The organism is Sphingobium lactosutens DS20, assembly GCF_000445105.1.
Taxonomy (GTDB): domain Bacteria; phylum Pseudomonadota; class Alphaproteobacteria; order Sphingomonadales; family Sphingomonadaceae; genus Sphingobium; species Sphingobium lactosutens.
In genome coordinates this window covers 117,139-143,766 of the sequence record NZ_ATDP01000075.1, presented here as the reverse complement: position 1 = coordinate 143,766, position 26,628 = coordinate 117,139, and the positions used below count along the sequence as shown (strand labels likewise).

25 protein-coding genes are annotated in these 26,628 nt (G+C 62.4%); 12 read left to right on the top strand and 13 right to left on the bottom strand.

The window, feature by feature from the left end; all coding sequences use genetic code 11:
• Positions 1-234 precede the first annotated feature (234 nt).
• Positions 235-1,149 carry an ArdC family protein gene (locus RLDS_RS36070; RefSeq protein WP_021225324.1) on the top strand — a complete coding sequence of 305 codons (915 nt, stop codon included), beginning with the start codon at positions 235-237 and terminating at the stop codon, positions 1,147-1,149.
• Between the two features lie 551 nt (positions 1,150-1,700).
• The gene (locus RLDS_RS36065; protein WP_021225323.1) at positions 1,701-2,810 is read left to right on the top strand and encodes an IS110 family RNA-guided transposase; all 1,110 of its coding nucleotides are present in this window, start codon (positions 1,701-1,703) and stop codon (positions 2,808-2,810) included.
• A gap of 157 nt (positions 2,811-2,967) precedes the next feature.
• Here RLDS_RS36065 and RLDS_RS36060 read toward each other — a convergent pair whose 3' ends face one another.
• A complete protein-coding gene (locus RLDS_RS36060; protein ID WP_007677347.1) occupies positions 2,968-3,165 on the bottom strand; it encodes a hypothetical protein in 198 nt (65 codons plus the stop codon).
• A gap of 512 nt (positions 3,166-3,677) precedes the next feature.
• Between RLDS_RS36060 and RLDS_RS36055 the strand changes: the two genes are divergently transcribed.
• The 3 genes from RLDS_RS36055 to infC all read left to right on the top strand — a co-directional run bounded on the left by RLDS_RS36055 (position 3,678) and on the right by infC (position 7,383).
• Positions 3,678-4,511, top strand: coding sequence for a class I SAM-dependent methyltransferase (locus RLDS_RS36055; RefSeq protein WP_021225322.1), 834 nt, complete (start codon positions 3,678-3,680; stop codon positions 4,509-4,511).
• A 210-nt stretch (positions 4,512-4,721) separates the two neighbouring features.
• Positions 4,722-6,719 (top strand): threonine--tRNA ligase, encoded by a 1,998-nt coding sequence (gene thrS / locus RLDS_RS36050; RefSeq protein WP_021225321.1) that lies wholly within the window; start codon positions 4,722-4,724, stop codon positions 6,717-6,719.
• 130 nt (positions 6,720-6,849) lie between these two features.
• Complete coding sequence (gene infC / locus RLDS_RS36045; RefSeq protein ID WP_021225320.1) at positions 6,850-7,383, top strand: translation initiation factor IF-3; 534 nt, start codon at positions 6,850-6,852, stop codon at positions 7,381-7,383.
• Positions 7,384-7,578: 195 nt separating this feature from the next.
• Here infC and RLDS_RS36040 read toward each other — a convergent pair whose 3' ends face one another.
• The 6 genes from RLDS_RS36040 to pabB form a co-directional block, all read right to left on the bottom strand.
• Positions 7,579-8,694 carry a zinc-binding dehydrogenase gene (locus tag RLDS_RS36040; RefSeq protein WP_021225319.1) on the bottom strand — a complete coding sequence of 372 codons (1,116 nt, stop codon included), beginning with the start codon at positions 8,692-8,694 and terminating at the stop codon, positions 7,579-7,581.
• A 76-nt stretch (positions 8,695-8,770) separates the two neighbouring features.
• Entirely contained in the window at positions 8,771-9,412 is a 642-nt protein-coding gene (msrA, locus tag RLDS_RS36035) for a peptide-methionine (S)-S-oxide reductase MsrA (RefSeq protein WP_021225318.1), read from the bottom strand.
• Between the two features lie 16 nt (positions 9,413-9,428).
• Positions 9,429-9,581 (bottom strand): hypothetical protein, encoded by a 153-nt coding sequence (locus RLDS_RS56480; RefSeq protein ID WP_021225317.1) that lies wholly within the window; start codon positions 9,579-9,581, stop codon positions 9,429-9,431.
• Between the two features lie 283 nt (positions 9,582-9,864).
• Complete coding sequence (locus RLDS_RS36030) at positions 9,865-11,067, bottom strand: pyridoxal phosphate-dependent aminotransferase (RefSeq protein WP_021225316.1); 1,203 nt, start codon at positions 11,065-11,067, stop codon at positions 9,865-9,867.
• Positions 11,068-11,206: 139 nt separating this feature from the next.
• Positions 11,207-11,830, bottom strand: coding sequence for an aminotransferase class IV (locus RLDS_RS36025; RefSeq protein ID WP_021225315.1), 624 nt, complete (start codon positions 11,828-11,830; stop codon positions 11,207-11,209).
• A 33-nt stretch (positions 11,831-11,863) separates the two neighbouring features.
• Complete coding sequence (pabB, locus tag RLDS_RS36020; RefSeq protein ID WP_021225314.1) at positions 11,864-13,033, bottom strand: aminodeoxychorismate synthase component I; 1,170 nt, start codon at positions 13,031-13,033, stop codon at positions 11,864-11,866.
• A gap of 92 nt (positions 13,034-13,125) precedes the next feature.
• Between pabB and RLDS_RS36015 the strand changes: the two genes are divergently transcribed.
• On the top strand, positions 13,126-13,509 hold the full coding sequence (locus RLDS_RS36015) for a DUF983 domain-containing protein (protein ID WP_031297746.1): 384 nt from the start codon (positions 13,126-13,128) through the stop codon (positions 13,507-13,509).
• 7 nt (positions 13,510-13,516) lie between these two features.
• Here the strand turns inward: RLDS_RS36015 and RLDS_RS36010 are convergent, their stop codons facing one another.
• Complete coding sequence (locus RLDS_RS36010) at positions 13,517-13,954, bottom strand: acyl-CoA thioesterase (protein ID WP_021225312.1); 438 nt, start codon at positions 13,952-13,954, stop codon at positions 13,517-13,519.
• Positions 13,955-14,197: 243 nt separating this feature from the next.
• Between RLDS_RS36010 and RLDS_RS36000 the strand changes: the two genes are divergently transcribed.
• The 4 genes from RLDS_RS36000 to RLDS_RS35985 all read left to right on the top strand — a co-directional run bounded on the left by RLDS_RS36000 (position 14,198) and on the right by RLDS_RS35985 (position 20,735).
• On the top strand, positions 14,198-16,513 hold the full coding sequence (locus RLDS_RS36000; protein WP_021225310.1) for a TonB-dependent receptor: 2,316 nt from the start codon (positions 14,198-14,200) through the stop codon (positions 16,511-16,513).
• Positions 16,514-16,535: 22 nt separating this feature from the next.
• Complete coding sequence (locus tag RLDS_RS35995; protein WP_021225309.1) at positions 16,536-17,879, top strand: alkaline phosphatase family protein; 1,344 nt, start codon at positions 16,536-16,538, stop codon at positions 17,877-17,879.
• A 115-nt stretch (positions 17,880-17,994) separates the two neighbouring features.
• On the top strand, positions 17,995-19,233 hold the full coding sequence (locus RLDS_RS35990) for a YceI family protein (RefSeq protein ID WP_021225308.1): 1,239 nt from the start codon (positions 17,995-17,997) through the stop codon (positions 19,231-19,233).
• A gap of 131 nt (positions 19,234-19,364) precedes the next feature.
• The gene (locus RLDS_RS35985; RefSeq protein ID WP_021225307.1) at positions 19,365-20,735 is read left to right on the top strand and encodes a class II 3-deoxy-7-phosphoheptulonate synthase; all 1,371 of its coding nucleotides are present in this window, start codon (positions 19,365-19,367) and stop codon (positions 20,733-20,735) included.
• Positions 20,736-20,962: 227 nt separating this feature from the next.
• Here the strand turns inward: RLDS_RS35985 and RLDS_RS35980 are convergent, their stop codons facing one another.
• Genes RLDS_RS35980 through RLDS_RS35970 form a run of 3 tightly spaced genes read right to left on the bottom strand, consistent with a single transcriptional unit; the run spans position 20,963 to position 22,812 of the window.
• Positions 20,963-21,526, bottom strand: coding sequence for an LptA/OstA family protein (locus tag RLDS_RS35980; RefSeq protein WP_021225306.1), 564 nt, complete (start codon positions 21,524-21,526; stop codon positions 20,963-20,965).
• Entirely contained in the window at positions 21,526-22,173 is a 648-nt protein-coding gene (locus RLDS_RS35975) for a hypothetical protein (RefSeq protein WP_021225305.1), read from the bottom strand. The genes RLDS_RS35980 and RLDS_RS35975 overlap by 1 nt, the downstream gene beginning before the upstream one ends.
• 21 nt (positions 22,174-22,194) lie before the next feature.
• Positions 22,195-22,812 carry a ribonuclease D gene (locus RLDS_RS35970; RefSeq protein WP_021225304.1) on the bottom strand — a complete coding sequence of 206 codons (618 nt, stop codon included), beginning with the start codon at positions 22,810-22,812 and terminating at the stop codon, positions 22,195-22,197.
• A 279-nt stretch (positions 22,813-23,091) separates the two neighbouring features.
• On the opposite strand from RLDS_RS35970, the gene RLDS_RS57265 reads away from it, so the two are divergent.
• Positions 23,092-23,919 (top strand): cold-shock protein, encoded by an 828-nt coding sequence (locus RLDS_RS57265; RefSeq protein ID WP_031297744.1) that lies wholly within the window; start codon positions 23,092-23,094, stop codon positions 23,917-23,919.
• Positions 23,920-24,246: 327 nt separating this feature from the next.
• Positions 24,247-25,731: an ApeA N-terminal domain 1-containing protein gene (locus RLDS_RS35965; protein ID WP_021225303.1), complete on the top strand. Its 1,485-nt coding sequence runs from the start codon at positions 24,247-24,249 to the stop codon at positions 25,729-25,731.
• Positions 25,732-26,067: 336 nt separating this feature from the next.
• On the opposite strand, the gene RLDS_RS35960 is transcribed toward RLDS_RS35965, so the two are convergent.
• Both RLDS_RS35960 and RLDS_RS35955 read right to left on the bottom strand, forming a co-directional pair.
• Positions 26,068-26,310 (bottom strand): hypothetical protein, encoded by a 243-nt coding sequence (locus tag RLDS_RS35960; RefSeq protein WP_021225301.1) that lies wholly within the window; start codon positions 26,308-26,310, stop codon positions 26,068-26,070.
• The gene (locus RLDS_RS35955) at positions 26,307-26,516 is read right to left on the bottom strand and encodes a hypothetical protein (RefSeq protein WP_021225300.1); all 210 of its coding nucleotides are present in this window, start codon (positions 26,514-26,516) and stop codon (positions 26,307-26,309) included. Before RLDS_RS35955 ends, RLDS_RS35960 begins: the two co-directional genes overlap by 4 nt.
• Positions 26,517-26,628 lie beyond the last annotated feature (112 nt).

Here is a 26,628-nt window from a genome sequence, read left to right as displayed (position 1 = left end):
CCTAAGCTCACGATTGAGCGCCGCCAGCGGCGCAACCTTTCCAAAGTTCCGGAGGGAGAAAGAGGCTCTGCCTCTCTCTCCCTGCAAGGTGCCGCTTTGGGGCCGTGGCTCGCTTCGCTGCGCCCGCACCACCCCCGGCACCGGACCTTGCCCCCACTCTCTCCGCCCCTCGCCGGGTCGGCAGGGGTCATGCGCGGCATGACCCGCTGCGCGGATTGGAAGGGAGTAACAGCAATGACCCAGAGCACCGGCAAGCAAGACCCTCACAGCCGTATCACCGACCGCATCCTGGCCGAACTTGAGCAAGGCACCCGCCCCTGGCTGAAACCGTGGAGCGGCGGTGACATCGCCAAGTCCGGTCAGGCTCGCCCCTTGCGCGCCACCGGCCAGCCCTACCGAGGGATCAACGTTCTTCTTTTGTGGATAGAGGCGCAGGCATCCGGTTTCGTCAGCCCGTCATGGATGACCTACAAGCAGGCGCAAGCCTTGGGCGCCCAGGTGCGTAAGGGGGAGCATGGCGCGTCCGTGGTCTATTATGGCGACAGCACCAAGACTGTGCATGACAACGCCAGCGGCGAGGATCGGGAACAGGGCTTCCGTTTCCTGAAAACCTACACCGTGTTCAATGTGGCGCAGATCGACTGCTTGCCCGAGCGTTTCCATATTGTGCCGGAACCGTCGCCGGAGGTGGAGCGCATCGAAGCCGCCGAGGCATTCTTTGCCAGCATCCCGGCAACCGTGAACCACGGCGGCGACAGAGCCTACTACATACCGTCAGCCGACCGCATCCAGCTGCCGCCCTTCGCGGCCTTCCATGATGCCCACGGATATTACGCTACGAGGGGCCACGAAACCGTGCATTGGACTCGCCACGAGAGCCGCCTTGATCGCAGCTTTGGCCGCGAGAAATGGGGCGATGCAGGCTATGCCCGCGAGGAATTGTGTGCAGAGCTTGGCGCGGCTTTCCTTGCCGCCGACCTTGGGCTTTGCATTGAGCCGCGCCCCGATCATGCCAGCTATATCGCAAGCTGGATCAAGGTGCTGCAAAACGACACCCGCGCCATTGTCCAAGCCGCCGCCCATGCCGAACGCGCCGTTGCCTATCTGCACCAACTGGCAAGCCCTGATAAGTTGAAGCAGGCGGCGTAGTCTTTCGATGATCGAGGCTGCCCCGAGAGAGGCGGCCGCTTCATTAGACCTTACGTCTCATCTCGGAACAAGCGGCATCGGCTTTGATGGCATCGAAAATCATGTGGTATCCTGTCAGACAATCAACGCGTTTTGTCCACGACGCCCAGCAACGTGTTCAGACGCACTCTGACCTGCATCACCATACGCGCATCAGGTTTCCGACCATCCAAGGACCCTCAAACCCTCGCGGCATTATCGTGGCGTATAAGCCGCTTCTGCTTCTCCATCAGGAACGCCGCTCGCCGAATACGGCTCGCGGGCGCGCCGAATTTTTTTCGACTGATGGGATGAGATACCCGGTCCAAGTGACCGTCGCACCGATCTAGCTTGCTCCGCTATCCAACAACGCACACCCCGACGACGTTGTTAACCCTATGATAAGGTGAAGGCATCATCAGCCCACCCCCGACCCTTCGCGGTCGCGGAGAAGGCTACCACCTCGAAGTAATTTTTGGAGCCCCGGCGGACTCCGCACTCGGCCTGTGAGGGGTAGCCTAAAGGGAGCATTGATGACCACGTCGCAAAATTCGAAGCCAGAAATCTGGATTGGACTTGATACGGGCGTTGCGTCGACCGCGCTATGTGCAATCGATGGCAACAGCAAAGTCCTCATTCAGCAGGAACTTCCGACGAAAGCTGCCAAAATCAGGGACCTGCTTGTCGAGCATTTTCCCGATGGTGTTAGCTCAATAGGCATGGAAGCCTGCTCAACAAGCCTTCAGGTCGTGAAGGGCCTCCGGGCATTCGGCTATAACGCCAACGCTTACGACACATTTGCCGTGCGGCGCTTTCTCGAATTGAGGAAGAACAAGACCGACAAGAACGACGCACGGGGCATAGCCGAAGTGGCGCGGCTGGGACGCGGATTTCTCGTTGAGGTCCATATCAAGAGCAACGAATGCTACGCTACGCGGTCCAAATTGGTAGCTCGGCACAATATGGTCCGGCAGCGCGTCTCTACAGAGCTGATGATAAAATCCATGCTGCGGGTATATGGCACTAGGATCAAGGAACGGACCCATAACGCAAGTCGCTTCCGATTCCATGTGGAGCGCGCCATTGAGGAAGTCAGGGCCGAGACGGGCCATGATCTTACCCAGCATATGAAGCCGCTCCTTGAGCTGTCGCTGAAGCTCAGGACTGAGATCGTGAACCTGGAAAGTGAACTCCACGATTTCGCGATGTCCAATGACCTTTGCAGGCGGTTCACCGAAATACCTGGCGTCAGCAGCATCACGGCAGTTTCGTTCTTCACCGCGATCGAGGAACCGACCCGATTTCGCCGGTCTACCGATGTCGCCGCGTATCTCGGTCTAACACCCAAGATCTTCGAGAGTGGCGATAGTACGCGGAACGGCGGGATCACCAAAGCGGGCAATCCCATGACGCGCGTGCACTTGGTCAGTGCCGCAACCGTGATGCTGGCTGTCGCCAAGAAGCATGATACGGCGCTGAGGCGCTGGGGACTGGACCGGGCTGAGGCGATCGGGTTTTCCAAGGCGCGAGTTGCGGTCGCCCGGAAACTTGCCGTCATCATGCTGAACATGTGGCGCACCGGCCGCTCGTATGAAGCCTTTCCTGAGGTTCGCGATCCCGAGCCTCTACCAGTTGCAGCCTAACGGCTGCAGGCGCGGCACCCCGTTGGGCAATATAAGGCAGCAATGACCTTGGATCAGATTCAGAGGGGGCCGCGCCATAACCACATTTCGGGAAAAACCTTCAGCTACCGTTCGCCTGCCCCATTCTCGCTATCCATCGGCGCTGGTGATGTGAAGCCTAACGTCCGAGGGCAGCAAGCAGCTTCCGCCACAAGCTGGGCGACTGGAATATCTTTCTGACCCGTGAGGCATTCGTCACCTCGTGATGCAGGAATCTCGCGATGGCCAGTGCGTCGCCATCTCCCTCGCGCTTAGCCTTTTCGATCAAGGCTGCTGTCTCCTTGGCGTTCAATGACAGGCTGGTCTTCTTGGTCATCGGTAGCTCCTGCATCTTCCGCGCGGATCGAATATATGCGATGGCCCGGTCTGGTCGAGTGTATTCACCGGTCAAATCCTGATGATCGGGCGTCACAGGAATGAGTGTTACGCGTAGCAAATCAGCTTAGCGAAGCCATTGTTTCGCTGACTGATGGTATATTTGGGGGCACGATCGGGGGCTTTAAACGCCTTCCCCTTATGTAAGCTACTGTTTAAAAAAGGATCATTTCCGGAATTCGATTCCGGCTCGGCCTCCAGTATCCTGTTTTTTTGGCCAGATGCCGCAGGCTGGCGCTCCATACAAGTTCATGGAATGGCGGTTCGAAAATTTATGCCGCACGTTGCCGCTGCCCCCCTTCGCTATCCCGATGGCGGCAGACAGCTTCAAAACGACCCGTCTCCTAACCTCACCAAGCAAAATGACAAACTGCACCGCTGCGTACTCACTCCTCACTTGCAGGGCACTCGATCCTTGTTCATGAAGGCCTGGAAATAGACAGGGATTCAATCATGGCCGGTTTCAATTTGTCTGATTTTGCCGCACTTTCGGACGAAGAATGGTTTGCTCAAATCACTGGCGAAGCCGATGATCGCCAAGGGCGTCCGCTGTTCCCTCTTCCGCCGGAAAGTCTTCAGACAAGCACTGTAGGAAGGTCAGGAAAGCCGATACTTCGTGATGCTTTCATGTTCTGGCAGTTTGTACGCCGCATGCTGATCCAGCACGGTAATGGCCTGTCGCGCAACACGCAGGTGATGGATTTCGGCTGTGCCTGGGGACGTATCATTCGCTACTGGCTGCGCGACCTGCCGGCAAAAAACCTGCACGGATTTGATGTGGAGGACCGCTTTCTGACGATCGCGCGCGAGCATGTTCCGGGTCCGAATTATACATTGAGCCAGGCCCGCCCTCCGCTTCCTGCCCCGGACAATAGTTTCGATGTCATTTACGCCTTCTCTGTATTCTCGCACCTGCCCAAGGACGTGGCGGATGCCTGGATCAAGGAATTTTCGCGTGTATTGAAGCCCGGCGGCATTGCCTGCCTGACGACACGTCCAAGAGCGCATATCGAGTTTGCAGGTTCCGAAGCCGACAAGACCGCGCATGCAGGAAATTATGCGCAGGTTATGACGGACAAGAATGACGCGTTGCGTCGATATGATGCAGGCGAATTCATATTCTACCCTGCTCATGGCGGCGGGGGTCTGGCCGCAGAAACCTATGGTGAGGCGATCATTCCTGGCGATTATGCCCGATCCCACTGGCAGGACCTTGAGTTGGTGACGTTTGCATCAAATTATTCGGCAACCTATCTTCAGCCCTGTTTCGTGCTACGAAAAAACTGATTGATATAGTTGGCAGCCAAAAGACCTGCGTGATTTTATCGCGTGGTCGCATAGCCTCTCAAGAAAGCCCGCCCCCCTGGTGGAGCGGGCTTTCTCCATTTGGCGGCGTGACCTTCTATTGACAGGCTAACCCGCCCATCTAAGGAAAAGCCGCGGCCCTTGATACCGCGCCACAGGCAAATTCAACAGAAAGACATACTCGTGTCCGCCATGCTCAAAATCACTCTGCCCGATGGTTCCGTGCGTGAAGTCGCGCCCGGCACTACCCCGGCGGATATTGCGGCGGCGATCGGTCCCGGTCTTGCCAAGGCGGCGATTGCGGCGCGGGTGGATGGCGAATTGCGCGATATCGGGCGGCCGCTGGAACAGGACGCCCAGCTTGCGCTCGTGACCGCGAAGGACGAGGCGGACGCGCTGGAACTCGCCCGCCATGATTTCGCGCATGTTCTGGCCGAAGCGGTGCAGGCTCTGTTTCCCGGCACGCAGATCACCTTCGGTCCCGCGACCGAGGATGGTTTCTATTACGACTTCGCGCCCAAGGATCGGCCCTTCACCGAGGAGGACCTGCCGGCGATCGAGGCGGAAATGCGCCGGATTATCGCCGAAGACAAGCCGCTTAAACGCGAAGTGATCGACCGCGATACGCTGATCGCTCAATGGGAAGCGGCGGGCGAGACGTTCAAGGCGCAATGGGCAGCCGAATTGCCGCAGGGAGAGGAACTGACCGTTTATCATTCTGGCGCCCCCGGTTCCGACGGCTCCTGGTACGACATGTGCCGCGGCCCCCACCTTGCCTCTACCGGCAAGCTCGATCCCCAGGCCTTCAAGCTGACGCGCGTTTCGGGCGCTTACTGGCGCGGCGACCAGAAGAACGCAATGCTCAGCCGCATCTATGGCACCGGCTGGCTGAACAAGAAGCAGTTGAACGCGCATCTGACGCGGCTGGAGGAAGCGGCCAAGCGCGACCATCGCAAGCTGGGCGCTGAAATGGACCTGTTCCATCTCCAGCAGGAAGCGCATGGGTCGGTCTTCTGGCACCCCAAGGGCTATCTCATCTGGCGCGAGCTGGAAGCCTATATGCGCCGCGCGATTGATGCGGCGGGCTATCGCGAGGTGAAGACGCCGCAGGTGCTGGACGCACGCCAGTGGGAACAGTCGGGCCACTGGGGCAAATATCGCGAAAATATGTTCGTGATCCCCGACGAAGTGCCCAATGTGGCGGATGAAGGCCCGCTGGTGTCGGACGATGCCGACTGGATGGCCTTGAAGCCCATGAACTGCCCCGCGCATGTCTTGATCTTCCGTCAGGGGATCAAGAGCTATCGCGACCTGCCCTTGCGCTTCTACGAAAATGGCTGCTGCCACCGCAACGAGCCGCACGGCGCGCTGCACGGTCTGATGCGCGTGCGCCAGTTCACGCAGGACGACGCCCATATTTTCTGCCGCGAAGACCAGATCGTCGAGGAAGTGCGCGCCTTCTGCTCGCTGGCCGATCGCATCTACAAGGATTTCGGTTTCCGATATTCGATCAAGCTCGCGCTGCGCCCTGAAAAGCGGTTTGGCAGCGAGGACATGTGGGACAAGGCGGAAAATGAGCTGCGCGACGCCGTCGTCGCGGCGGGCCTGGCGACCGAAGACTATGGCTGGGAGGAATTGCCCGGCGAAGGCGCTTTCTACGCGCCCAAGCTGGAATGGCATCTGACCGACGCGATCGGCCGTACCTGGCAAGTCGGCACGCTCCAGTCGGATCGCGTGCTGCCCGAACGACTCGACGCCGCCTATATTGGCGAGGATGGCGAACGGCATCGGCCGGTCATGCTCCACCGTGCGATCTTCGGCAGCTATGAGCGTTTCATCGGTATATTGATCGAACATTATGCGGGTAAATTCCCGCTGTGGCTCGCGCCGGTGCAGGCGGTGGTCGCGACCATCGTTTCGGATGCGGACGACTATGCCAGAGCGACGGTCGACAGGCTGCGCGCCGCAGGGATCCGGGCCGAACTCGATACCCGCAACGAGAAGATTAACTATAAGGTGCGCGAGCATAGCCTGGCCAAAGTGCCCAATTTGCTGGTCGTCGGCCGGCGCGAGGCGGATGAAGGCACGGTGGCGCTGCGTGAACTGGGCAAGGAGGGCCAGAACGTCCTGTCGCTCGACGAGGTGATCGCCCGACTTGAAAAAGAGGCGCTGGCTCCCGATATGCAGTGAGGCAGAAATGCCGCAAGGGTGCGTGATTTCGTAACGGCGGAACCGCGCACCCCTTCCCGCATTGGTAAAATGCCGCTAAAAGCCGTCCGTTTTCGTAACGACCATAGGAGATATTGCTATACGTCCCCCGATGATGCGCCGCCCGATGGCGCCGCCGCCGAAATCCGGCCCCCGTTATAACGAGTTCATCAACGTGCCCAAGGTGCGCGTGATTGATGATGAAGGCGAAAATCTGGGTGTGATGTTTACGCAGGAGGCGATCGAGCAGGCCTATGAGGTCGGCCTCGACCTCGTCGAAGTCTCGCCGAACGCCGATCCGCCGGTCTGCAAGTTCCTGGATATCGGCAAATTCAAATATGAAGCGCAGAAGAAGGCGAATATCGCCCGCAAGACGCAGAAGACCCAGGAACTTAAAGAAATCAAGATGCGCCCCAACATCGACGATCATGATTATGAGACGAAGATGAAGAAGGTGCATGACTTTATCGGCGATGGCGACAAGGTGAAGATCACGCTGCGCTTCCGCGGACGCGAACTCAGCCACCAGCAACTGGGCATGAACCTGCTCCAGCGCGTGGCCGAGAATGTGCAGGAAATCGCCAAGGTCGAAGCCTATCCGCGTATGGAAGGCCGCCAGATGCTGATGGTGCTGGCGCCGAAATAAGCGCGAGCGACAGCGATTGGAAAAAGGGCGGAGTCTTTACGGGACCCCGCCCTTTTTTGTTTGTGACGTATCAATTCAGCTGGCGTGCCCGGAAAAGCGATCGGGCAGCGTCTATCGTGTGAAGTGGCTGGCGCTGAGCAGAGAAATATCGCGCTTCCGTGTCCTAATGACTGCAAAGGCCCGTCCGGCTTCCCCTCATCCGTTGGGCAGCAGCAGATATTTTTCGCCGGTCCGCCTTGCGTTATAGGCCATTACCGCGTCGCGCTTGAGCGCGTCGTCCAGCGAAATGCGCGCCTGGTAGTGGCTGGCGAAGGTCGTCGTCAGATTATCGCGCACGCGCGCCCGCAAGCCTTCCAATGTCTTGGCATCAAGACTTTGCAGGAAGGGGAAAAGCAGCCAGCCGCCGACCGACCAGCTGAAACCGAAGCTGCGATTGAGAATGGTAGGCCCGGTATCGAGCGCGCCATAAATATAGGCCTGCTTGCGGCTGCTGGAGCCGTAGCGGCTATAGTCCTGCCCTTCCGACGCGACTTGCTCCATGGCGTGCAAAATTTGCCCGACCATCTTACCTCCGCCGATCGCGTCGAAGGCCAAGGTCGCGCCCGTTGCCTTGAGGGCGACGACGAGATCATTCCTGAAGTCATCGCTGCTGCTGTCGAGCACATGCTCCGCGCCCATGTCCTTCAACAGCGCGACCTGGGCCGGGCTGCGCACGATATTGACCAGCGGGATGCCATCTGCCTGGGTAATGCGCAGCAGCATCTGCCCCAGATTCGACGCGGCGGCCGTGTGAACGATGGCGCTATGGCCATCCCGTTTCATGGTTTCGACGAAGCCCAGCGCGGTCAACGGATTGACGAAGGCGGATGCCCCCTGCTCCGCCGTGGCATCGTCAGGCAGGACGATGACGGAGCGGGCATCGACCGTCCGATATTGGGCGAACATGCCGCCTGCGACGCAGGCCACCGTCTTGCCCAGCAGGGCCTGCGCCTCCGGGGCCTCGCCCGCCGCGACGACGGTGCCCGCCCCTTCGTTTCCGACCGGCATCGCCTGCCCGACACGCGCAGCCATCGCCCGGCGCGCGCCGTCCGGCATCGTCGCGACGATGCGTCCCTCGCCATAGTCGGCGGTATTCATGTCGGCCGGACCGAACAGCAGGCCAAGGTCGGATGGATTGATCGGCGCGGCATCGACCCGGACGACGACTTCATGCCCGGTCGGCTGGGGCAGCTTTTCCTCTGCCAGCTCCACGACCAGCTGGCCGTCCTCCTGCAGCGTCGTCAAAATCTTGCGGCCGCGCAACTCGCTCATCCTGTCCTCCTGCATCGTTCGGCCAAGAGGTAGTCATAGGTGCGGACGGAACAAGGGCCGGCGGCGAACCAGCCGTTCAGGCCGAAGGCTGATCGCGATAAAGCCCCGGATACAGGGATTTGAACGCCGCCAGCTTGGGCGCGTCCCAGCGCAGGATATAGGGGTGACGCGGATTTTTGCGCATGAAATCCTGATGATAGCTATCGGCGTCCTGGAATCCGGTGAACCGCTCGACCTTCGTCACAATCGGATCATTCCATACGCCGCTTTTCCCTAACTGCGCCAGATAAGCGCGCGCCGCCCGATCCTGTTCGCCGTTCAAGGGGAAAAGCGCGCTGCGATATTGCGTTCCCCGGTCAGGTCCCTGCCGGTTCAGCAGCGTCGGGTCGGCGATGACCGAGAAGAAGATGCGCAGCAGCGTGCCGTAGCTGACGACCTTGGGATCATAGGTCACGCGCACGGCTTCGGCATAGCCAGTGTCGCCGCCGCTGACCTTGTCATAATCGACGCGAACGTCGCGCGGGCCACCGGCAAAACCGGAAACGACCAGCTTCACCCCTTTGACGTGTGAGAAAACGCCTTCGACGCCCCAATAGCAGCCGCCGGCAAAAACTGCGGTTTCCAGCTTCCGCGTCGGCTCGGCATCGACGGCGGGGACAGGCGCGTTGACAACGCGCTCAGCATGTGCGGGCACAGCGGCGGCCAAGGCCACCGCCATAAAGGGGACGACGCGCTTAAAGAGCCGAGCCATCGGTCGAGGTCGCGGCGACGGCGGTGCTGCTGAACATCGGGGGCTCTTCGGGTTGCAGCATGACCATGCCCACAGCGCCGATCGCGAACCCGCCCAGGAAGCGCAGGAACAAGTCGGATTTGAGGAACGCCTTCATGGCAAACGCCTTTCTACCAAAGTCTGCCGATCTCATCGGCTTTCCCGCTACCTTCATGCGCCTTGCCCCTGACTGAACGGCCGGTTCTGCAGCAGCAGCTTTCGACCAATGCCAGGATAAGGACGACGAACGCCGCCGGATATTTAAGTTTCTGTTCGCAACCGGCATATAAGCCGGCCTGCGCCGAACACAAGACGGCGCAGGGGGAAAAGGACCGTTTCAAGATTGCGCAAAAAAAGTTCCCGCCGCTTGGGCTTTTACCGTGCGGCGGGAACGGTCGCGCCTATTTCAGCGCCGCGCAGGCTTCCTGAATGCGGGTGCAGGCCTTGCGCAGCACATCGTCCGAGGTCGCATAGCTGATGCGGAAGGCCGGCGACAAGCCGAAGGCGGCGCCATGGACGGCCGCCACCTTTCCCTCATCCAGAAAATAGCCGATCAGGGCTTCGTCGCTGTCGATCACCGCCCCCTTGGGCGTGGTCTTGCCGATGACGCCGCTGGCGTCGGGATAGACATAGAAAGCGCCTTCGGGCGTCGGGCAATCCAGACCCGGCGCATCGTTCAGCATGGCAACGACCATGTCACGGCGTTTCTTGAACACCGCGTTGCGATCCTCCAGAAAATCCTGCGGGCCGGTCAGCGCGGCGACGGCAGCGGCCTGGCTGATCGAGCAGGGATTGCTGGTCGACTGCGACTGGAGCTTGCCCATCGCCTTGATGATCCATTCCGGGCCGCCGGCAAAACCGATGCGCCATCCTGTCATGGAAAAGGCCTTGGAACAGCCATTGACCGTCAGCGTGCGGTCATACAGCTCCGGGCAGACCTGCGCGATGGTGGCGAAGGGCGTGGACGCATACCAGACATGCTCATACATATCGTCGGTCATCACCAGCACATGGGGATGGCGCAGCAGAACATCGGCCAGGGCCTTGAGTTCATCGGCCGAATAGGCCGCGCCCGACGGGTTGGACGGGGAATTGAGCATCACCCATTTCGTGCGCGGCGTGATCGCGGCGTCCAGCTGTGCCGGCGTGATCTTGTACCCCTGGGCGGCGGGCGCTTCGATAAAGACCGGCGTGCCGCCCGCGAAGTTCACGATGTCGGGATAGCTCACCCAATAGGGCGCGGGAATGACGACTTCGTCGCCCGCATCGACCGTGGCGATCAAGGCGTTGAACAGCGTATGCTTGCCGCCCGAATTGACGCTGATCTGGCTGCGCTTGTAGGCAAGGCCATTGTCGCGCTTGAACTTGAAGGCGACGGCTTCCTTGACATCGGCGGTGCCGTCCACGTCCGTGTAGCGGGTCTGGTTGTTGCGGATCGCCGCGATGCCGGCTTCTTTGACGAAGTCGGGCGTGTCGAAATCCGGCTCGCCGGCCGACAGGCCAATAACGTCCACGCCTTCGGCTTTGAGCGCGTTGACGCGCGCGCTCATGGCGAGCGTGGCGGACGGCTGGATGCGACCGAGGGCAGCGGAAGTCTGGCTCATGGCAATCTTCTTTCTCAAATATCCTCTTGTCCGCACATTTAACGGACGCGGCGGTCCTTAGTGCGCAACGCAGGCAGGGGCAACCGCCAGATGGGCGGCAAAGGCTTTGCGCTTCGAAAGCCCGGCTATCGACGGCTGCCTAATAAGCGAGCGTCGCCGCCACCATCCCGCGCGCGGCGTTGCCGATGAAGAAGCCGCCTTCCAGATCATGGACCTTGAGGTCCGCCTCCACCGCCTCGCCCATGTCGATCAGGCTCTGGCGCAAAACGCCGGGTAGCAGGCCGCGCGCCAGCGGCGGGGTGAGCAGCTTGTCGCCGCGTTCGACGAAGAGGGTGGAGAAACAGCCTTCGGTCAGATAGCCGTCCGCATCGGTCAGCAGCACTTCATAGGTGCCGCCCCGGCGCAGCGCGTCGCGATAGAGGCTGCGATCGGTGGTCTTGTGCCGCAGCCGCAGGTCTTCAGCCGATGCCTGGCGGGGCACGACGGCCACCGGGACGATCGCCTGCGGCCAGGTGCGATGATCGCGCACCTCGATCGCCAACGCGCCGCCGCGCGACACCAGCAACCGCACGCGGCTGCGTTCGCGCAGGCGGAAGGTCGCGGCCTGAAGCTCGTTCCGGACATCGTGCCGGTCGAAGGTAAAGCCCAGCGCATCGGCGCTGTCCTTCATGCGCGCCAGATGCAGATCCAGCAGCCTGACCCCTTCATGCGGGTCGAAGGCCATGGTTTCGAGCAGGTCATAATGTCCGTTGGTCAATGACATTGCCGTTATTTCAAGCCCCTGCTCTTATTCAAGTCAAGCCGCGCCAAGAAAACGCGCCTTCGCCAGGCATTCCGCCCATTCGGACACGCCGTCGGAATCCGCGACGATGCCCGATCCCAGCCCAAGCCGGCCTGCATCGGCACCGTTGTCGATGCAAAGCGTGCGAATGGCAACGTTGAAGGCCGCGTCGCCATCAGGATCGATCCAGCCCAGCGCACCGGTATAGACGCCGCGCGGATGCGGTTCGACCGCGTCGATGATCTCCATCGCCCGCAGCTTGGGCGCGCCGGTGATCGACCCACAGGGGAACAGCACGCGCAGCACATCGACCGGCGACAGGCCGGGCAGCACGCGCGCGCGGACGGTGGACACCAGCTGGTGCACGGTGGGGTAGCTTTCCACCCGGAACAGGTCGGGCACGATGACGCTGCCTGCCCGCGACACGCGCGACAGGTCATTGCGCAGCAGGTCGACGATCATTAGGTTTTCAGCGCGCTGCTTCTCATCCTCCTCCAGCCAGCGGGCCTGGGCGGCATCGCTGGCTGGATCGACCCCGCGCGTGGCGGTGCCCTTCATCGGCCGCGCGGTCAGCTGGCCGCGCACTTGGCTGAAGAAGAGTTCGGGGGAGAAGGACAGGATCGTGTGATCGCCGGTCTGGATGACGCCGCCATAGCCGGCGGCCGCGCGCGGACGGGCAGCGGCATAGAGCGCCAACGGGTCGCCCTCCAACGGCACATCGCAGGGGAATGTCAGATTGACCTGATAGACGTCGCCGGCTCGGATATAGTCCTGCACTCTGTCGAAGGCCCGGCAATAGCCCGCTTCGTCGATCAGGGGGCGCACAGGCCCGATCCTTGCGCGCGTGCGGTCCGGCAGCAGGTCTGGCACGGCGGTGGAGGGGATGCGCCGCATCCCTTCGAACAGGCCGAACCACAGCAGAGGCGCGCCGCCCCCTGCCCTTTGCGCCGCAATCGGCGCCAGCCTGTCTTCCAAAGCCAGTCCCGCTTCATAGCTGAGGAAGCCGGCCGCATGCAGGCCTGCGTCACTCGCCTGCGCCACGCGGTCGAGCGCTGGCTGCACTTCCTCCATGCGCCAGGCCGCGATGGTGGCGACGGGATCGCGATAGAGACGGGCTGGCGCGGGGCCGCGCAGACGCGCGTCGTCGAACAGGCAGAATATCTCAGTCGGACCCGGCAGGCGCATGGCGTTTCCTAGCAGGCTTTGCCGCGGACGGAAGCGCCATTGGCATGGCGATGCTGTTGCGCCCGCCGGGCCATCGCCCTAGCGATGAGGGCATGACCGAGCCAACTGCCCCGCAAACATCGGACCGCGCCGCCTGGCCCGCCATCGCCCGCGGGCTGCGCGGACGCTGCCCTGCCTGTGGCGCGCCGGGCCTGTTCGCGCGTTTTCTGAAAGCCTCGCACCGCTGCACCGGATGCGGCCTGCGGCTCGACGCGCATCAGGCGGATGATTTCCCGGCCTATATCGTGATCCTGCTGCTCGGCCATATCCTGGTGCCGCTGATGATCGAGACGAACAGCGTGCTGGCCATCCCGCTGGCATGGCAATCGCTGATCTGGCCAGCCCTTGCCGCCATATTGGCGATCGCCCTGATCCAGCCGGTCAAGGGGGCGGTCATCGCATTCCAGTGGAGCCGCCATATGGCGGGGTTTCGCTGACGCGCGATCAGTCGGGCTTGCGCAGGAAATTCCGCTCCATCGCCTCGCGCAGCGTGTCATCGATGAGGCGACGGCCCTCGGCACCATGGGTGACGACGGTCGTGTCGCAGGTCGCGACGCATACGCCCTTCTGGAAACCCGCCGAACTGATCGTCCAGCTGGTGCGGCCGATATGGCCGATCGCGCAATGGACTTCGAACGGATAGGGGAAGTGCGATTCCTCCAGGAAATTGAGGTTCACATTGGCCACCAGCCAGCGCACCCCCTGTTCCTGCGGATGCCGGCCCAGATGGTGGTGGAACCGGATACGCGCGGTTTCGAAAATGCCCGAAATCGCCACATTGTTGATGTGGCCCATTGTGTCGAGATCCTGAAATCGCGTGTCGATGCTCGTGATGAAACGATAGGCATCGGGACTGAACCGCCAGCTATCAGGTTTGGCCATGTTCTGCTTTCCCTCGGAAATCTATCGTGATTGCCATAGCCATCGCAGCCATTGATGCAATAACGTCATGCAAAATGATGCAGCTGCGGCTTTTTTGACACAGGCGGCAACACGCCATTCATGACGCGCCTGTCACGGCCATGACGCCGATCCGTCAACGATCCCTCACCACGGTGCAACATGCCGACGATACTGGCCGCTCGCGACCCGGCGATCAGACCGGAGTCCAGGGGGACTATCATCATGCGGCCACTTCACGCTTTCTTGCTTGCATCGACTTTCCTGGCGGCGACGCCGGCTTTCGCGCAGGACGCCCTGCCCGCAGCGGACACGCCGACCGATGGCGGGGAAATCATCGTCTTTGGGCGCGGCGAAACGCGCCAGGTGCAGGAGATCACCAACAAGGACCTCGTCACGCTGACGCCGGGCACCAATGCGCTGAAAGCCATTGAAAAGCTGCCCAGCGTGAATTTCCAGTCCGCCGACCCGTTCGGCAATTATGAATGGTCGCAGCGCGTCACCATCCGCAGCTTCAACCAGAACCAGCTGGGCTTCACCTTCGACGGCATCCCGCTGGGCGACATGAGCTATGGCAATCATAACGGGCTGCACATCACCCGCGCCATCAGCTCCGAAAATATCGGCAGCGTGCGGGTGAGCCAGGGCGCGGGTTCGCTGGGCACCCAGTCGACCGGCAATCTGGGCGGCACCGTCGAGACATTCTCCGCCGATCCAGCCGATTATCTGAGCGGCGGATCGCTCGCGGGCCAGGGCAACCTGACCTATGGCAGCGACGAAACCTGGCGCGCTTTTGCGCGGCTGGCGCTGGGCACGCGCGATGGCATTCGCGGCTATGTCTCCTATGGCTATGGCGCCACCGACAAGTGGAAGGGCCAGGGCACGCAGGATCAGCATATGGGCAATGCCAAGGTCGTGATCCCGGCCGGCGACGCGACCATCGACGGGTGGCTGAGCTATTCCGACCGGCGCGAGCAGGATTATCAGGACATGTCGATGAACATGATCCGGCGCCTGGGATGGAACTGGGACAATACATTTCCCGACTATGCCCGCGCGATCGACTATGCCGACCGCCTCAACGACGTCGATCGGGTCAGCAACAGCGGCGGATCGCCCTTCCCCGATGGCCTGTACGATTATAGCGGCGCGCCGGTCGCGGGCGGGCAGGTCTATCCCGGCAACGTCACCAGCGCCGACGACGCCTATTATGATGCGGCGGGCCTGCGGAAGGACTGGCTGGGCGCGGTTGGCCTGACGACCCCGATCGGGGAGGCGGCGACCGCCCGCATCAAGGGCTATTATCATAACAATAGCGGCATGGGCCTTTGGGCGACGCCCTACACCCCCAGCCCCAATGGCGTGCCCATGGCGGTGCGCACGACCGAATATGACATGGACCGGATCGGCGTCTTCGGCAGCGTCGACTATAGGCTTGGCGTCCATGCGCTTAGCGCAGGGGCCTGGTATGAGAATAACAAATTCCATCAGGCGCGCCGCTTCTACGCTTTTGCCAGCCGGACGCAGCCGGGCCTGAGCTTCCGCGACTATCCCGAAAACCCCTTCTTCACTCAGTGGGAGTTCGATTTCACGACGAACACCTTCCAATATCATGTCCAGGACAAGATCGACCTGGGCATGGTGACGATCAACCTGGGGTGGAAAGGCTTCAAGGTCACGAACAAGGCCGACGCCATCGTCCAGGCGAGCTTTCCCGAAGGAAGGATCAAGGTCGAGGACTGGTTCCAGCCCCATGCCGGCTTTGCCGTCGAACTGAGCCCGGAGGCGGAAATCTTTGGGGGGTTCACCCAGGTGACGCGCGCCTTCTCCTCCGCCACCACGACCGGCCCCTTTTCGACGAACCAGGTCGGCTTCGACGCTATCCGGGATGATTTGAAGCCCGAACAGTCCGACACCTATGAACTGGGCCTGCGCTACAACACGCCGATGTTCAACGGTGTGCTGGGCGCCTATCTGGTGAACTTCCGCAACCGGCTGCTGGCGGTGACGGTGGGCAGCCCGATCCAGGGCCTGGCGTCCGCGCTCCAGAATGTCGGCGGCGTGCGCGCACTCGGCTTTGAAGCAGCGGGCGACCTGAAACTGGGGTCGGGCTTTGGCGTCTATGCGTCCTACAGCTACACCGACGCCACCTACCGCGACGATGTGCTCAACAGTTCGGACGGCACGCTGGTCGCGGCGATCAAGGGCAAGACCGTGGTCGACAGCCCCAAGCATATGGCGCGTGGCGAATTCAATTATGATGATGGCCGGGCGTTCGGGCGGGTCGGCGTCAACTATATGTCGCGCCGCTTTTACAGCTACACCAACGATGCCTCGGTCCCCGGACGGGTCATCGTGGACGCATCGGTTGGCTATCGCCTGACCGACCGGATCGAGGTGCAGCTCAATGCCACCAACCTGTTCGACAAGAAATATGTCGGAACGATCGGGTCGGGCGGGTTCGTCAACAGCGGCGACGCGCAAACATTGCTGGTGGGCGCGCCCCAGCAATTCTTCGCCACGCTCAAGACCGGCTTTTAAGCCAGATCGCGGAGACAGACGCATGAAGACACTCGCGCTTGCCGTTTCGGCCCTGGCGATGGCCATTCCGGTCATAGCCTCAGCAGAACCCGTCCTCCTCATTTCGATCGACGGGCTGCGCCCCGGCGATGTGCTGGAAGCGGACACGCGCGGGTTGTCCATTCCCAATCTGCGCCGCTTCGTGGCGGAGGGGGCGCATGCGACCGGCGTCACCGGCGTGCTGCCCACCCTGACCTATCCCAGCCACACCACGCTGATGACGGGCGTGTCGCCGGCCAGGCATGGCATCGTCGCCAATAACAGCTTCGACCCCATGGGCATCAATCAGGGCGGCTGGTACTGGTATGCGCAGGATGCAAAGACGCCGATGCTGTGGGAAGCGGCGACCAAGGCCGGCCTGTCCACCGGCAACATCCACTGGCCGGTCAGCGTCGCGGCCAAGGGCGTGACGTGGAACCTGCCGCAGATATGGCGCACGGGCCATGCCGATGATGCGCAACTGCTCGATGCGCTGGCGACGCCGGGCCTCAAAGCCCAATTGGAAGCGCGGGTCGGCGCGCCCTACGCCATGGGGATCGACGAAAGCCTGGCGGCGGACCAGAATCGCGCGCGTTTCGCCCGCGCGCTCATCGCCGCGCACCGGCCGGATTTCCTGACCGTCTATTTTGCGGCGCTGGACCATGAGGAACATGCCAGCGCGCCGGGATCGCCCGCGGCAAAATCCGTACTGGAAAAGATCGACGCGCTGGTCGGCGATCTTGTCGCGGCGGAGCGGCAGGCGCATCCCGACGCGGTGATTGCGCTGGTCAGCGACCATGGGTTCGAAGCGACCCATAGCGCGATCAACTTCTACCGCCCCTTCATTGACGCGGGCCTCATCACCCTGGGGTCCGACGGCAAGGTCGCGTCCTGGCTGGCGATGCCGTGGATCGCGGGCGGATCGGCCGCGATCATGCTCGCGCGGCCGGACGATGCAACGCTCAAGGCGCGGGTGCGGACGCTGCTCGACCGGCTGGCGACCAATCCCGCCAACGGCATTGATCAGATCGTCGATCATGACCGGCTCGTGTCGATGGGCGGCAATCCGCAGGCCAGCTTTGCCGTGAATCTGAAACCCGGATTTGTGACCGATATCTTCCGGGGCGCGGCAGCTCCCATGATCGGTCCAAGCCCGGTCAAGGGCATGCACGGCTATTTCCCCGGCCCCGCCAGCCTGGACGCGACATTGCTGCTGATGGGACAAGGCATCCCGGCCGGCAAGGATCTGGGGCGGATCGACATGCGGGCCATTGCGCCTACGCTGGCGAAAATCATGGGCGCCAACTTGCCGACGGCGCAGGTGGAAGCGCTGGATATCGGCGACTAGCATGGCCCTGCTCTTGGCGGGTTCATCGCCATGCATCGGGCTTCTGGTTGCAAGATGATGGACTTGCATGTCGGTCCGCCCTAATTTGGCGGCACGACATATCGGGGGAGCATCCATGCCGCAGCGCTACAGCATAGCCGCCATCATCCTGCACTGGGCGATCGCCGCCCTGCTGGCGTTCCAGATTGCGGTCGGATGGGCGCTGGAGGATCTGGGCGCGCGCGGCTTTGACCTGTTCCAGCTGCACAAGTCGGTCGGCATCACCATATTGGCGCTGACCCTGCTGCGCATCGCGGTGCGGTACTGGAAACCACGTCCGCCGGCGAAAGAAGGCGGATGGCAGGGCGGGCTGGCCTCGGCCGTGCACTTCGGACTCTATGCCTTCATGCTGGCCGCGCCTCTGACCGGCTGGGCACTGGTGTCGACTGCGAAGGTCAAGGTGCCGACCTTGATCTTCGGCGTCATCCCCCTGCCCCATCTGCCGGTGCCGGCGAGCGCGCATGAAGTTTTCGAGGGTAGCCATGGCCTGATCGCGTGGATCGGCATCGCCTTGTTCCTGCTGCATGTCGCGGGCGCGCTGCGCCATCATCTGCTGCTGCGCGACGGATTGCTCTGGCGCATGGCTCCGGGCCGGTCGCAACTGTGGCTGGTGGCATTGCCGGCGCTGATCCTGATCGGCTTCCTTGCCGGACGCGCGATCGTGCCGACCGGCGCGCCGCCCGCCCCTGCGCCCGTGGCGCAGGACCTGGACATGGGTAACGACGCCGCCAATATGGCAGAGGCGCAGAACGCCGCAGTGGCGGCGGACGGCGACAATGCGGCCGCCAACGCCAGCGATGACGCGGAAGAAGAGACGGGCGAACCGCCGGCATGGGCGGTGCAACCGGGCGGCGCCATCCGCTTTTCGGTGGGCAATGACGGCGAGACGATCAGCGGCGCCTTTTCCAAATGGACCGCGCAGATCGTCATGGACCCTGCCCGGCCCGAAAGCGCGGACTTGAGCGTGACGATCGACATGACGTCGGCGAGCGTCGGTGACGCTTACAAGGACGGGATGTTGCCGGGCGACGAATTTTTCGCGACCGCCGCGCACCCGACCGCAACCTTCACCGCCAAGGGCGCGCAGGAAACCAGCCCCGGCCGCTACAGCGCCAATGGCACCTTGACGCTCAAAGGCGTATCCAAGCCGCAGTCCATCCGGTTCAGCCTGTCGGGCGACGGCGCGACGCGGCGGGTGCGCGGCATCGCCAGCATCGCGCGGGCGGCCTTTGGCGTGGGCAATGGCGAGAGCAGCGGCAGCCTGGCCCCGCAAGTGGCGGTGACGTTCGACTTCACCGCCAGGCGGAAGGACTGACGACCCGGTCGATCAGCATGATCGAGACAAATCATTGCGCGGCGGAGGGGCAGCACCGCTATAAACTTGCCTTGACCCGCGTGGCGGCGTAGGTGCGGCGCCTATTTTGATGCATGCGAAGGAGAAGAGACGTGGCGGCGAAGTGGACGCCGGAAAGCTGGCGGAGCCAAAGGGGCATTCAGATGCCCGTTTATCGGGACCAGGCGGCGCTCGCCGCGGTCGAGGCTCAGCTTGGCCAGTTTCCGCCGCTCGTCTTTGCGGGCGAGGCGCGCAACCTGAAGGCGGACCTTGCCAAGGTGACGACGGGCGAGGCGTTCCTGCTGCAAGGCGGCGATTGCGCCGAAAGCTTCGCCGAGTTCCACCCGAACAATATCCGCGACACGTTCCGCGTGCTGCTCCAGATGGCGGTGGTGCTGACCTTCGCGTCGAAACTGCCGGTGGTGAAGGTCGGCCGCATGGCGGGCCAGTTCGCCAAGCCGCGATCGGCCGATACCGAGACGATCGGCGGCGTGGAACTGCCGAGCTATCGCGGCGACAATGTCAACGACATCGCCTTCACGGCGGAATCGCGCGAGCCGGACCCGGCGCGGATGGTCCGCGCCTATAACCAGTCGGCCGCGACGCTCAATCTGCTGCGCGCCTTTTCGACCGGCGGCTATGCTTCGCTCGACCGGGTGCATGGCTGGATGCTCGATTTCATGGGCCGGTCCCCCTGGGCTGCGAAGTTCGAAGCGATGGCCGACCAAATCGGTCAGGCGCTCGACTTCATGCGCGCGTGCGGGCTGGACGCGGAAAGCGTGCCGCAGCTGGGCGGGACCAGCTTCTACACCAGCCATGAGGCATTGCTGCTGCCGTTCGAACAGGCGCTCACCCGGCAGGATTCGATCACCGGCGAATGGTATGACACGTCGGCGCACATGCTGTGGATCGGCGACCGCACCCGCTTTGAAGGGTCGGCCCATGTCGAATATCTGCGCGGCATCGGCAATCCTATCGGCATGAAGTGCGGGCCGAGCCTGGAGCCGGACGCGCTGCTGCGCCTGCTCGATGTGCTGAACCCGGCGCGCGAGGCGGGGCGGATCACGCTCATCACCCGCTATGGCCATGACAAGATCGAGGCGGGACTGCCCAAGCTGGTGCGCGCGGTGCTGCGCGAAGGGCATCCGGTGGTCTGGTCGTGCGACCCGATGCACGGCAATGTCATCAAGGCGCCCAATGGCTACAAGACGCGGCCGTTCGACCGCATCCTGGCCGAAGTGCGGGGCTTCTTTGCCGTGCATCGCGCAGAGGCCAGTTTTGGCGGGGGCATTCATGCCGAAATGACCGGCCAGAATGTGACCGAGTGCACCGGCGGCGCCATCGCCATCACCGACGAGGGGCTGGCCGACCGCTACCACACCCATTGCGACCCGCGCCTCAACGCGGCGCAGAGCCTGGAGCTGGCCTTCCTGCTGGCGGAAATGCTGAACGAGGAACTGAAAGAACGTCGCGCGGCGGCGTGATGTCCTGAGCCATCGCGAAAGGACGTCGCTGAGGAAGCGGCGCCCTTTTTCGTACGCTTATCGCGACGACAAACGCGACGGCTGCAAGACGTTTTGCATTTGCACGCCGTCAGGATCAAATATTATCGTTGTAAATCAGATACTTAACCGTTCGCAATAAGGCAAGTTATTGCGAATCCAGCCATATTGTAAAAACCACTCTGACCTGTCGCCTTTGCAGGGCGCGGTCAGTTGTTTCGTTGGGGGACGGAGAAGGTGCCCGATACGCGGCCGCTGGGGCTGGTCGAGGTGCCCGTGCCGCCGCCGTTGGAGCGGCCATCGACGGTGGATCGCCCGCTGTTCAAATCCATTACCAGCCGCCCGCCGGTCAACCGGTTCGCGCCCTGCGTCAGCGCGACATTGCCCAGCATCGTGATGAGCTTGGCATTGAGGTCGTAGATGGCGACATTGCCGCGCGCGGTCTGATCGCCCTTGGTCACGACGACGTTGCCCGATGCGTCGATGCGGTCGATTTCCACGCCGCTGGCGCCGCTGCCGGGCTGGTTGCGATAGGCGACGGTCATGCGCGCGGCGTTGAGCGTCATGCCCGCCTGCGTCACCACGACATTGCCCGACACGACAACGCGGTCGGCGCGGTCCTGCACCTCGATCCGGTCGGCGGTGAAATTGACCGGGGCGTTGCTGTCATGGTTGCGGAACACCTGCGCGAACAGGGGGCCGCCCGGACCGGCGATCATCACGCCGGTGGTCGCCAGAAAGCCGGTCGCAAGCAGGATGAGGGAGCGTTTCATCACTTCTGCCCTTTGAGGCCATTTTGTTCGATACGCAAGCGGGCGCGACCGTTGAGCGTAACGGTGCGCGCGCCCATGTCGGCTTCCAGATGATCGGCGCTGAACGTGCCGATCGGGATGCGCCCGTCGACGCGCCCGGCGCTGCGCATCCGCCGCGTGGTAAGGTCGACGCCCACGTCGCGCGTGGTCAGGCGATAGCCGCCCGCCGCCTGGAACTGCACCGGCCCCTCGATCGCGACGCGCTCGCTTTCCATGTCGTAGCGGCCCTTCTGCGCGGTCAGCACGGCGGGGCCATCCGACAGCAGGATGCGCGCGGACATATCGTTCAAGTCGACGATCGGTTCGCGCGAGCTTTTCTGCACCGCCGATCCCGCGCGCAGCGAGAAGGGCTGCCCTTTGCTGTCTTCGCCGCGATAGAGGGCTTCGGTGACGCGCATGCGTTCCTTGGCAACTTCCACCTTATTCTTGTCGAGCACGAAGCTGAGCTTGTCGCCGCTGGTGAAGGGCGCGGTGGCGAGCAAAGCGGCGAGCACGCCGACCGACACGGGCAGCCAGTTCTTGAGCAGCCTGACCAGCCGGTCATGGCTGCCGCCCGGCCGCGCCCAGTGGCGGCGGACATTGCGTTGCTGTTCGGCCTGAACGGACATGGCGGCGCTTACCCGTCCCCCTTACATATGCGCGAAAATGTCGATTTCCGGCCAGCCCGCCAGGTCCAGCTCGGCCCGGTGCGGCAGGAAATCGAAACAGGCCTGGGCGAGCGCCATGCGCCCTTCCCGCTCCAGCCTTTTGTCCAGTTCGGCCTTGAGCTGGTGGAGGAAGCGCACGTCGGACGCGGCATAATCCTTTTGCGCGTCAGACAGGACCGGGCCGCCCCAGTCGCTCGACTGCTGCTGCTTGCTGATGTCCTGCCCCAGCAATTCGCGCACCAGTTCTTTCAGGCCATGGCGGTCGGTATAGGTGCGCACCAGGCGCGAGGCGATCTTCGTGCAATAGACGGGCGCGGCGACGACGCCCAGATAATGGCGCAGCGCGGCAATGTCGAAGCGGCCGAAATGATAGAGTTTGAGGCGCGCAGGATCGGCCAGCACGGTCTTCAGGTTCGGCGCGGCATAATCACTGCCGGGGTTGAAGCGCACCAGATGCTCGTCCCCCTTGCCGTCGCTGATCTGGACCACGCACAGGCGGTCGCGCGGGGTGATGAGCCCCATGGTTTCGGTATCGACGGCGATCGGCCCTGGCGCGAGCACGCCGGCGGGCAGATCTTCTTCATGGAAATGCACGGTCATGCCACCCCCTCTATGGCGAAACCGCCCGCACCGCAATCGAGGCAATGCATCGCGCTCATGGAGCGACGAGCCGAGACACGCACGCGACAGGATGCGCACAGTGGCGATAATATCGCGAAAAGGAACGGATCGGGACCGGAAAGGTGAAAATCATTCGCGTGGGCCTGAAAAGTTGATATAGTGATTCCCAAACCCGCCTTTGCGGTGGATTTTGCATGTCATTCGCCCGACATGTTTGTCCGATTGGTCTTGGGGCGAAGCGAAAGTGACTAACAGGGCATGAGTTTTGATAGAGGTCGCCGCGGCGGGCGCGGCAGGGATAAGCGCGACGGTTTCGGCGACGACAATTTCTACGATCAGGGCCGCGGCGGTTTTGGCGGTGGTGGTTTCGGCGGTGATCGCGGCGGCTTTGGCGGCGGCGGCGGTTTCGGCGGCGATCGTGGCGGTTTTGGCGGCGGTGACCGCGGCGGCTTCGGCGGCGGTGGTGGCGGCTTTGGCGGCGGCGGTGGTCGCGGCTTCGGCGGTGGCGGCGGCGGTGGTCGCGGCATGCCCGCGCAGGTCGTCGGCGAAGGCAAGGGCGTCGTCAAATTCTTCAACGGACAAAAGGGTTTTGGCTTCATCGTTCGTGACGATGGCGGCGAAGACGTGTTCGTCCATATCAGCGCGGTGGAACAGGCCGGCCTCACCGGCCTCGCCGAAGGCCAGCCGCTCGGCTTCACGCTGGTCGATCGGGGCGGCAAGGTGTCGGCCACCGATCTGGTGATCGAGGGCGAGCCTTTGCCCGTGACCGATCGCGCGCCCCCGCGCGAACCCCGCGCCGGCGGCTTCGGCAATGATCGCGGCGGCTTTGGCGGCGGCGATCGTGGTGGCCCGCAGCGCCAGCTGACCGGTGAACGCGCCAGCGGCACGGTGAAATTCTTCAACGCGATGAAGGGCTTTGGCTTCATTCAGCGCGATGACGGCCAGCCCGACGCCTTCGTCCACATCAGCGCCGTCGAACGCGCCGGCATGGCCGCCCTCAACGAAGGCGACCGCCTCGACTTCGAACTGGAAGTCGACCGTCGCGGCAAATATGCCGCGGTGAACCTCCAGTCGAAGGCCGACTGAGCCAGCGCGAAAGACACATCCCTGTCACAAGGGAGAGGATGCGAAAGGGGCCGCTTGGAAAAGCGGCCCCTTTTTTGTGGCGGATGTTGGGAGGGTGGCAGGGATTGGGAGGCAGCTTTGCGCGCATCTAAACTGTTCAACGGCGATTTATCATGCCCGGAAGCAAACATTCTGCTTGTGACTGCGTCTGGGATAAACCCGTCAATCCCGCTCGGTTCGTCAAATGTCGGCTTTCGACAAGAGCCGATATTCACACGCTCGGACGCCGGAATCAGTGGACAGCCCATATACTCTTCGCGCCACTCCTGAGTACGGCTAGGAAGGCCTATGCGCACAGCAAGCGAACTTGAAGCGGCCTATTCTCGCGAACCCGTCCGTCTGCTCGCAGACGACAATAAGGGAACTGGTGTCCTGTCGCTCTCAGGCCGCAGCACCGTTGTAACATTAACCACCGACAATTTTATCAACGAACGCGACCCAGACACGGGCTGGTTCGACCTCACCCTCGAAACGAATAACGGCAGCAAGATCTTACTCCACAACGCACTGACATCGCAGTCCGGCATGCCATATGGCGAGCGGCGCGAATGGGAATTCACGATCTTTCCCAACATCGTTCTGTTCAACGCCGAGTCCGTGTTACCCGGTGGTCGTGTTCGCGAAATCCAGTTCACTGCTGACGGCCTCGAAGACATTTTCTATTATGAGATCGCGGAATGGCAGTCGCTCTACAACGCAACGCCGGACACGCTGAAGCAGGTTCGCGCCCTTCGCGATGTCGAAAGACTTTACCCGCGCAACTATGCCTATTTCTCACCGGAAAGCGTCTACATTGTTCACAGGCTGCCAAGGGTGCTGCGCGAACGGGTTGGCAATGCCACCTACGAGATATTTCTCGGGCACAGCCAAAGCCACGGCCGAAAATCGCTGACCATATCCTCCGTCGCGATCGCTACGATCCGGTTCGCCAATGCGGTCTCGATCGACGAGGCACTTGATGCCGCATGGGCATGGCGACGCTTCTTTCGGCAGATCGCTATGCGCTCGCTTCCCTTCACAACCCTGAGCTGTCGTGGAAAAACGAAGCGCGGTGACCGCCACAGTGACATTTACTTGTCGAACATGGAAACCGCGATCTCTCGCGATCGAACCGAGATGTTCGATTTCGGCCCGAGGGATGTGCCTTATGGTCAATGGAAGCACCGCAAGAAATTCGCGACCGTGATGCGACAATGGCTTGAGCGCGATGGTAGCCGCCGGCTGTTCCGCGTTCGGGTTGATCGTGTCCTCGAACGTATGCGTAAGGAATCCTCGACGAAACTGGTCGCCGATTTGTGCAGCGCAATCGAGAGCCTGAGCGAGTTGCGTGCTCCGTCCACCTTATCGGATGCGGACTTGACGGCGATCGTCGACGCCGCCGCAAAGGCTGGCAAGGAGGCGACTCCGGCAGTGCCGCGCGATCGGCTGCTAGGCATTTTGTCGCTTCTCCAACATCAAAGCCTGCCGCGGCGCCTCAAGATGCTCGCCGCGGCGATTGAATCCGAGGTGCCTAGGAAAGATGCGAGGACAGTGATCAAGATCGCGCGGGATATGCGTACCTTCGAGGCTCACGGCGATCACTGGGATGAAATGACCGTTCCGTTAGTAGCGCCTGTGCTCGACATGCTCGCTAGCATGTGTGTCCTGTGGGATCTGACGACATGCGGGATGCCGACTTTGTTTGAAGACCGCCGTCTATCCGCCTCGGGATGGGCGCATCGGTCCGCGCAGGAATTACGCACGCGCTTGTTGAAGAAAGGCGAACAGGCGTAGCTATGTCAAACGTATCCGCCTTGATGCATCCCACCGGCCGCTTCCGCGAGAAACGAACGTCCACGGTGGCTGGCCTGAGCGACCGGCTCCAGTCAGTGCTGATACCATGCCAGCGTCAACTATCTGCATGCTGGACCTTAAGACCAGACATTCCATCATCGGCCACCCCACCCTACCCCTCGCGGCCGCGGCGGGATTGGGCTTCGCGTTGGTTGACGGCGCGGATTTTGGCGTGGGCGCGGCTCAAGTCGCTGTCGTGCGCGCGGCGGGCCGGGGTGGGCTGGGTCGCGGGCCGCGATGCGCCGGACGGGCGGCGGGCCGGTTGCTGGCGGTCGGTCATCGCCGGGATGTCGCCGCCGGCAACTGGCGCGCGACGTGCGAGGCGGAGCGGACGACTTCGCCCTGGATGAGCTTGGCCTTCATCAATCCGCGCAGCGTGTCGGCGTCGCGCGGGTCCAGCATCACGACGCGCACGCCGCCTGATTGCAGCGGTTCGATCACCGAAATGCGCAGCGCATGGCTGGCGCACAGGGCCGTGACCGCTTCGGGCGTGCCCTTGACGTTGATCGCGCGGCTCATGCCCGCACCTCCACATGCGCGGAGAGCGTGAAGGTCGCCGTGCCATCGGCCCGTTCCGACCTGTAGGGATGAGGATGCTGGCGAATGCGCTGATTATAATCAGCCGCCGAGCGACGATGGGCGGAAGATATTTCGGGTGTGCGCGCGCTCTGGTAGCGGATCAGTTCTTCCTGCTCGCGCTTCAATAGATAATTGAGATCGTCCAATATTTGGCTCCTCAGCTGGCAAGCGGGAGCACTATGGTCTCTCTGTCACGGCGAATGCTTGCGGCATGGGTCGCGCGATGGCCATGATGTAGCATAATAGTCAGGATATGTC

Bases quoted from the DNA above. Each gene is read 5' to 3' on its own strand.
- RLDS_RS36070 (WP_021225324.1), top strand. From the start codon at position 235: ATGACCCAGAGCACCGGCAAGCAAGACCCTCACAGCCGTATCACCGAC.
- RLDS_RS36065 (WP_021225323.1), top strand. From the start codon at position 1,701: ATGACCACGTCGCAAAATTCGAAGCCAGAAATCTGGATTGGACTTGAT.
- RLDS_RS36060 (WP_007677347.1), bottom strand. From the start codon at position 3,165: ATGACCAAGAAGACCAGCCTGTCATTGAACGCCAAGGAGACAGCAGCC.
- RLDS_RS36055 (WP_021225322.1), top strand. From the start codon at position 3,678: ATGGCCGGTTTCAATTTGTCTGATTTTGCCGCACTTTCGGACGAAGAA.
- thrS (WP_021225321.1), top strand. From the start codon at position 4,722: ATGCTCAAAATCACTCTGCCCGATGGTTCCGTGCGTGAAGTCGCGCCC.
- infC (WP_021225320.1), top strand. From the start codon at position 6,850: ATGATGCGCCGCCCGATGGCGCCGCCGCCGAAATCCGGCCCCCGTTAT.
- RLDS_RS36040 (WP_021225319.1), bottom strand. From the start codon at position 8,694: ATGAGCGAGTTGCGCGGCCGCAAGATTTTGACGACGCTGCAGGAGGAC.
- msrA (WP_021225318.1), bottom strand. From the start codon at position 9,412: ATGGCGGTGGCCTTGGCCGCCGCTGTGCCCGCACATGCTGAGCGCGTT.
- RLDS_RS56480 (WP_021225317.1), bottom strand. From the start codon at position 9,581: ATGAAGGCGTTCCTCAAATCCGACTTGTTCCTGCGCTTCCTGGGCGGG.
- RLDS_RS36030 (WP_021225316.1), bottom strand. From the start codon at position 11,067: ATGAGCCAGACTTCCGCTGCCCTCGGTCGCATCCAGCCGTCCGCCACG.
- RLDS_RS36025 (WP_021225315.1), bottom strand. From the start codon at position 11,830: ATGTCATTGACCAACGGACATTATGACCTGCTCGAAACCATGGCCTTC.
- pabB (WP_021225314.1), bottom strand. From the start codon at position 13,033: ATGCGCCTGCCGGGTCCGACTGAGATATTCTGCCTGTTCGACGACGCG.
- RLDS_RS36015 (WP_031297746.1), top strand. From the start codon at position 13,126: ATGACCGAGCCAACTGCCCCGCAAACATCGGACCGCGCCGCCTGGCCC.
- RLDS_RS36010 (WP_021225312.1), bottom strand. From the start codon at position 13,954: ATGGCCAAACCTGATAGCTGGCGGTTCAGTCCCGATGCCTATCGTTTC.
- RLDS_RS36000 (WP_021225310.1), top strand. From the start codon at position 14,198: ATGCGGCCACTTCACGCTTTCTTGCTTGCATCGACTTTCCTGGCGGCG.
- RLDS_RS35995 (WP_021225309.1), top strand. From the start codon at position 16,536: ATGAAGACACTCGCGCTTGCCGTTTCGGCCCTGGCGATGGCCATTCCG.
- RLDS_RS35990 (WP_021225308.1), top strand. From the start codon at position 17,995: ATGCCGCAGCGCTACAGCATAGCCGCCATCATCCTGCACTGGGCGATC.
- RLDS_RS35980 (WP_021225306.1), bottom strand. From the start codon at position 21,526: ATGAAACGCTCCCTCATCCTGCTTGCGACCGGCTTTCTGGCGACCACC.
- RLDS_RS35975 (WP_021225305.1), bottom strand. From the start codon at position 22,173: ATGTCCGTTCAGGCCGAACAGCAACGCAATGTCCGCCGCCACTGGGCG.
- RLDS_RS35970 (WP_021225304.1), bottom strand. From the start codon at position 22,812: ATGACCGTGCATTTCCATGAAGAAGATCTGCCCGCCGGCGTGCTCGCG.
- RLDS_RS57265 (WP_031297744.1), top strand. From the start codon at position 23,092: ATGAGTTTTGATAGAGGTCGCCGCGGCGGGCGCGGCAGGGATAAGCGC.
- RLDS_RS35965 (WP_021225303.1), top strand. From the start codon at position 24,247: ATGCGCACAGCAAGCGAACTTGAAGCGGCCTATTCTCGCGAACCCGTC.
- RLDS_RS35960 (WP_021225301.1), bottom strand. From the start codon at position 26,310: ATGAGCCGCGCGATCAACGTCAAGGGCACGCCCGAAGCGGTCACGGCC.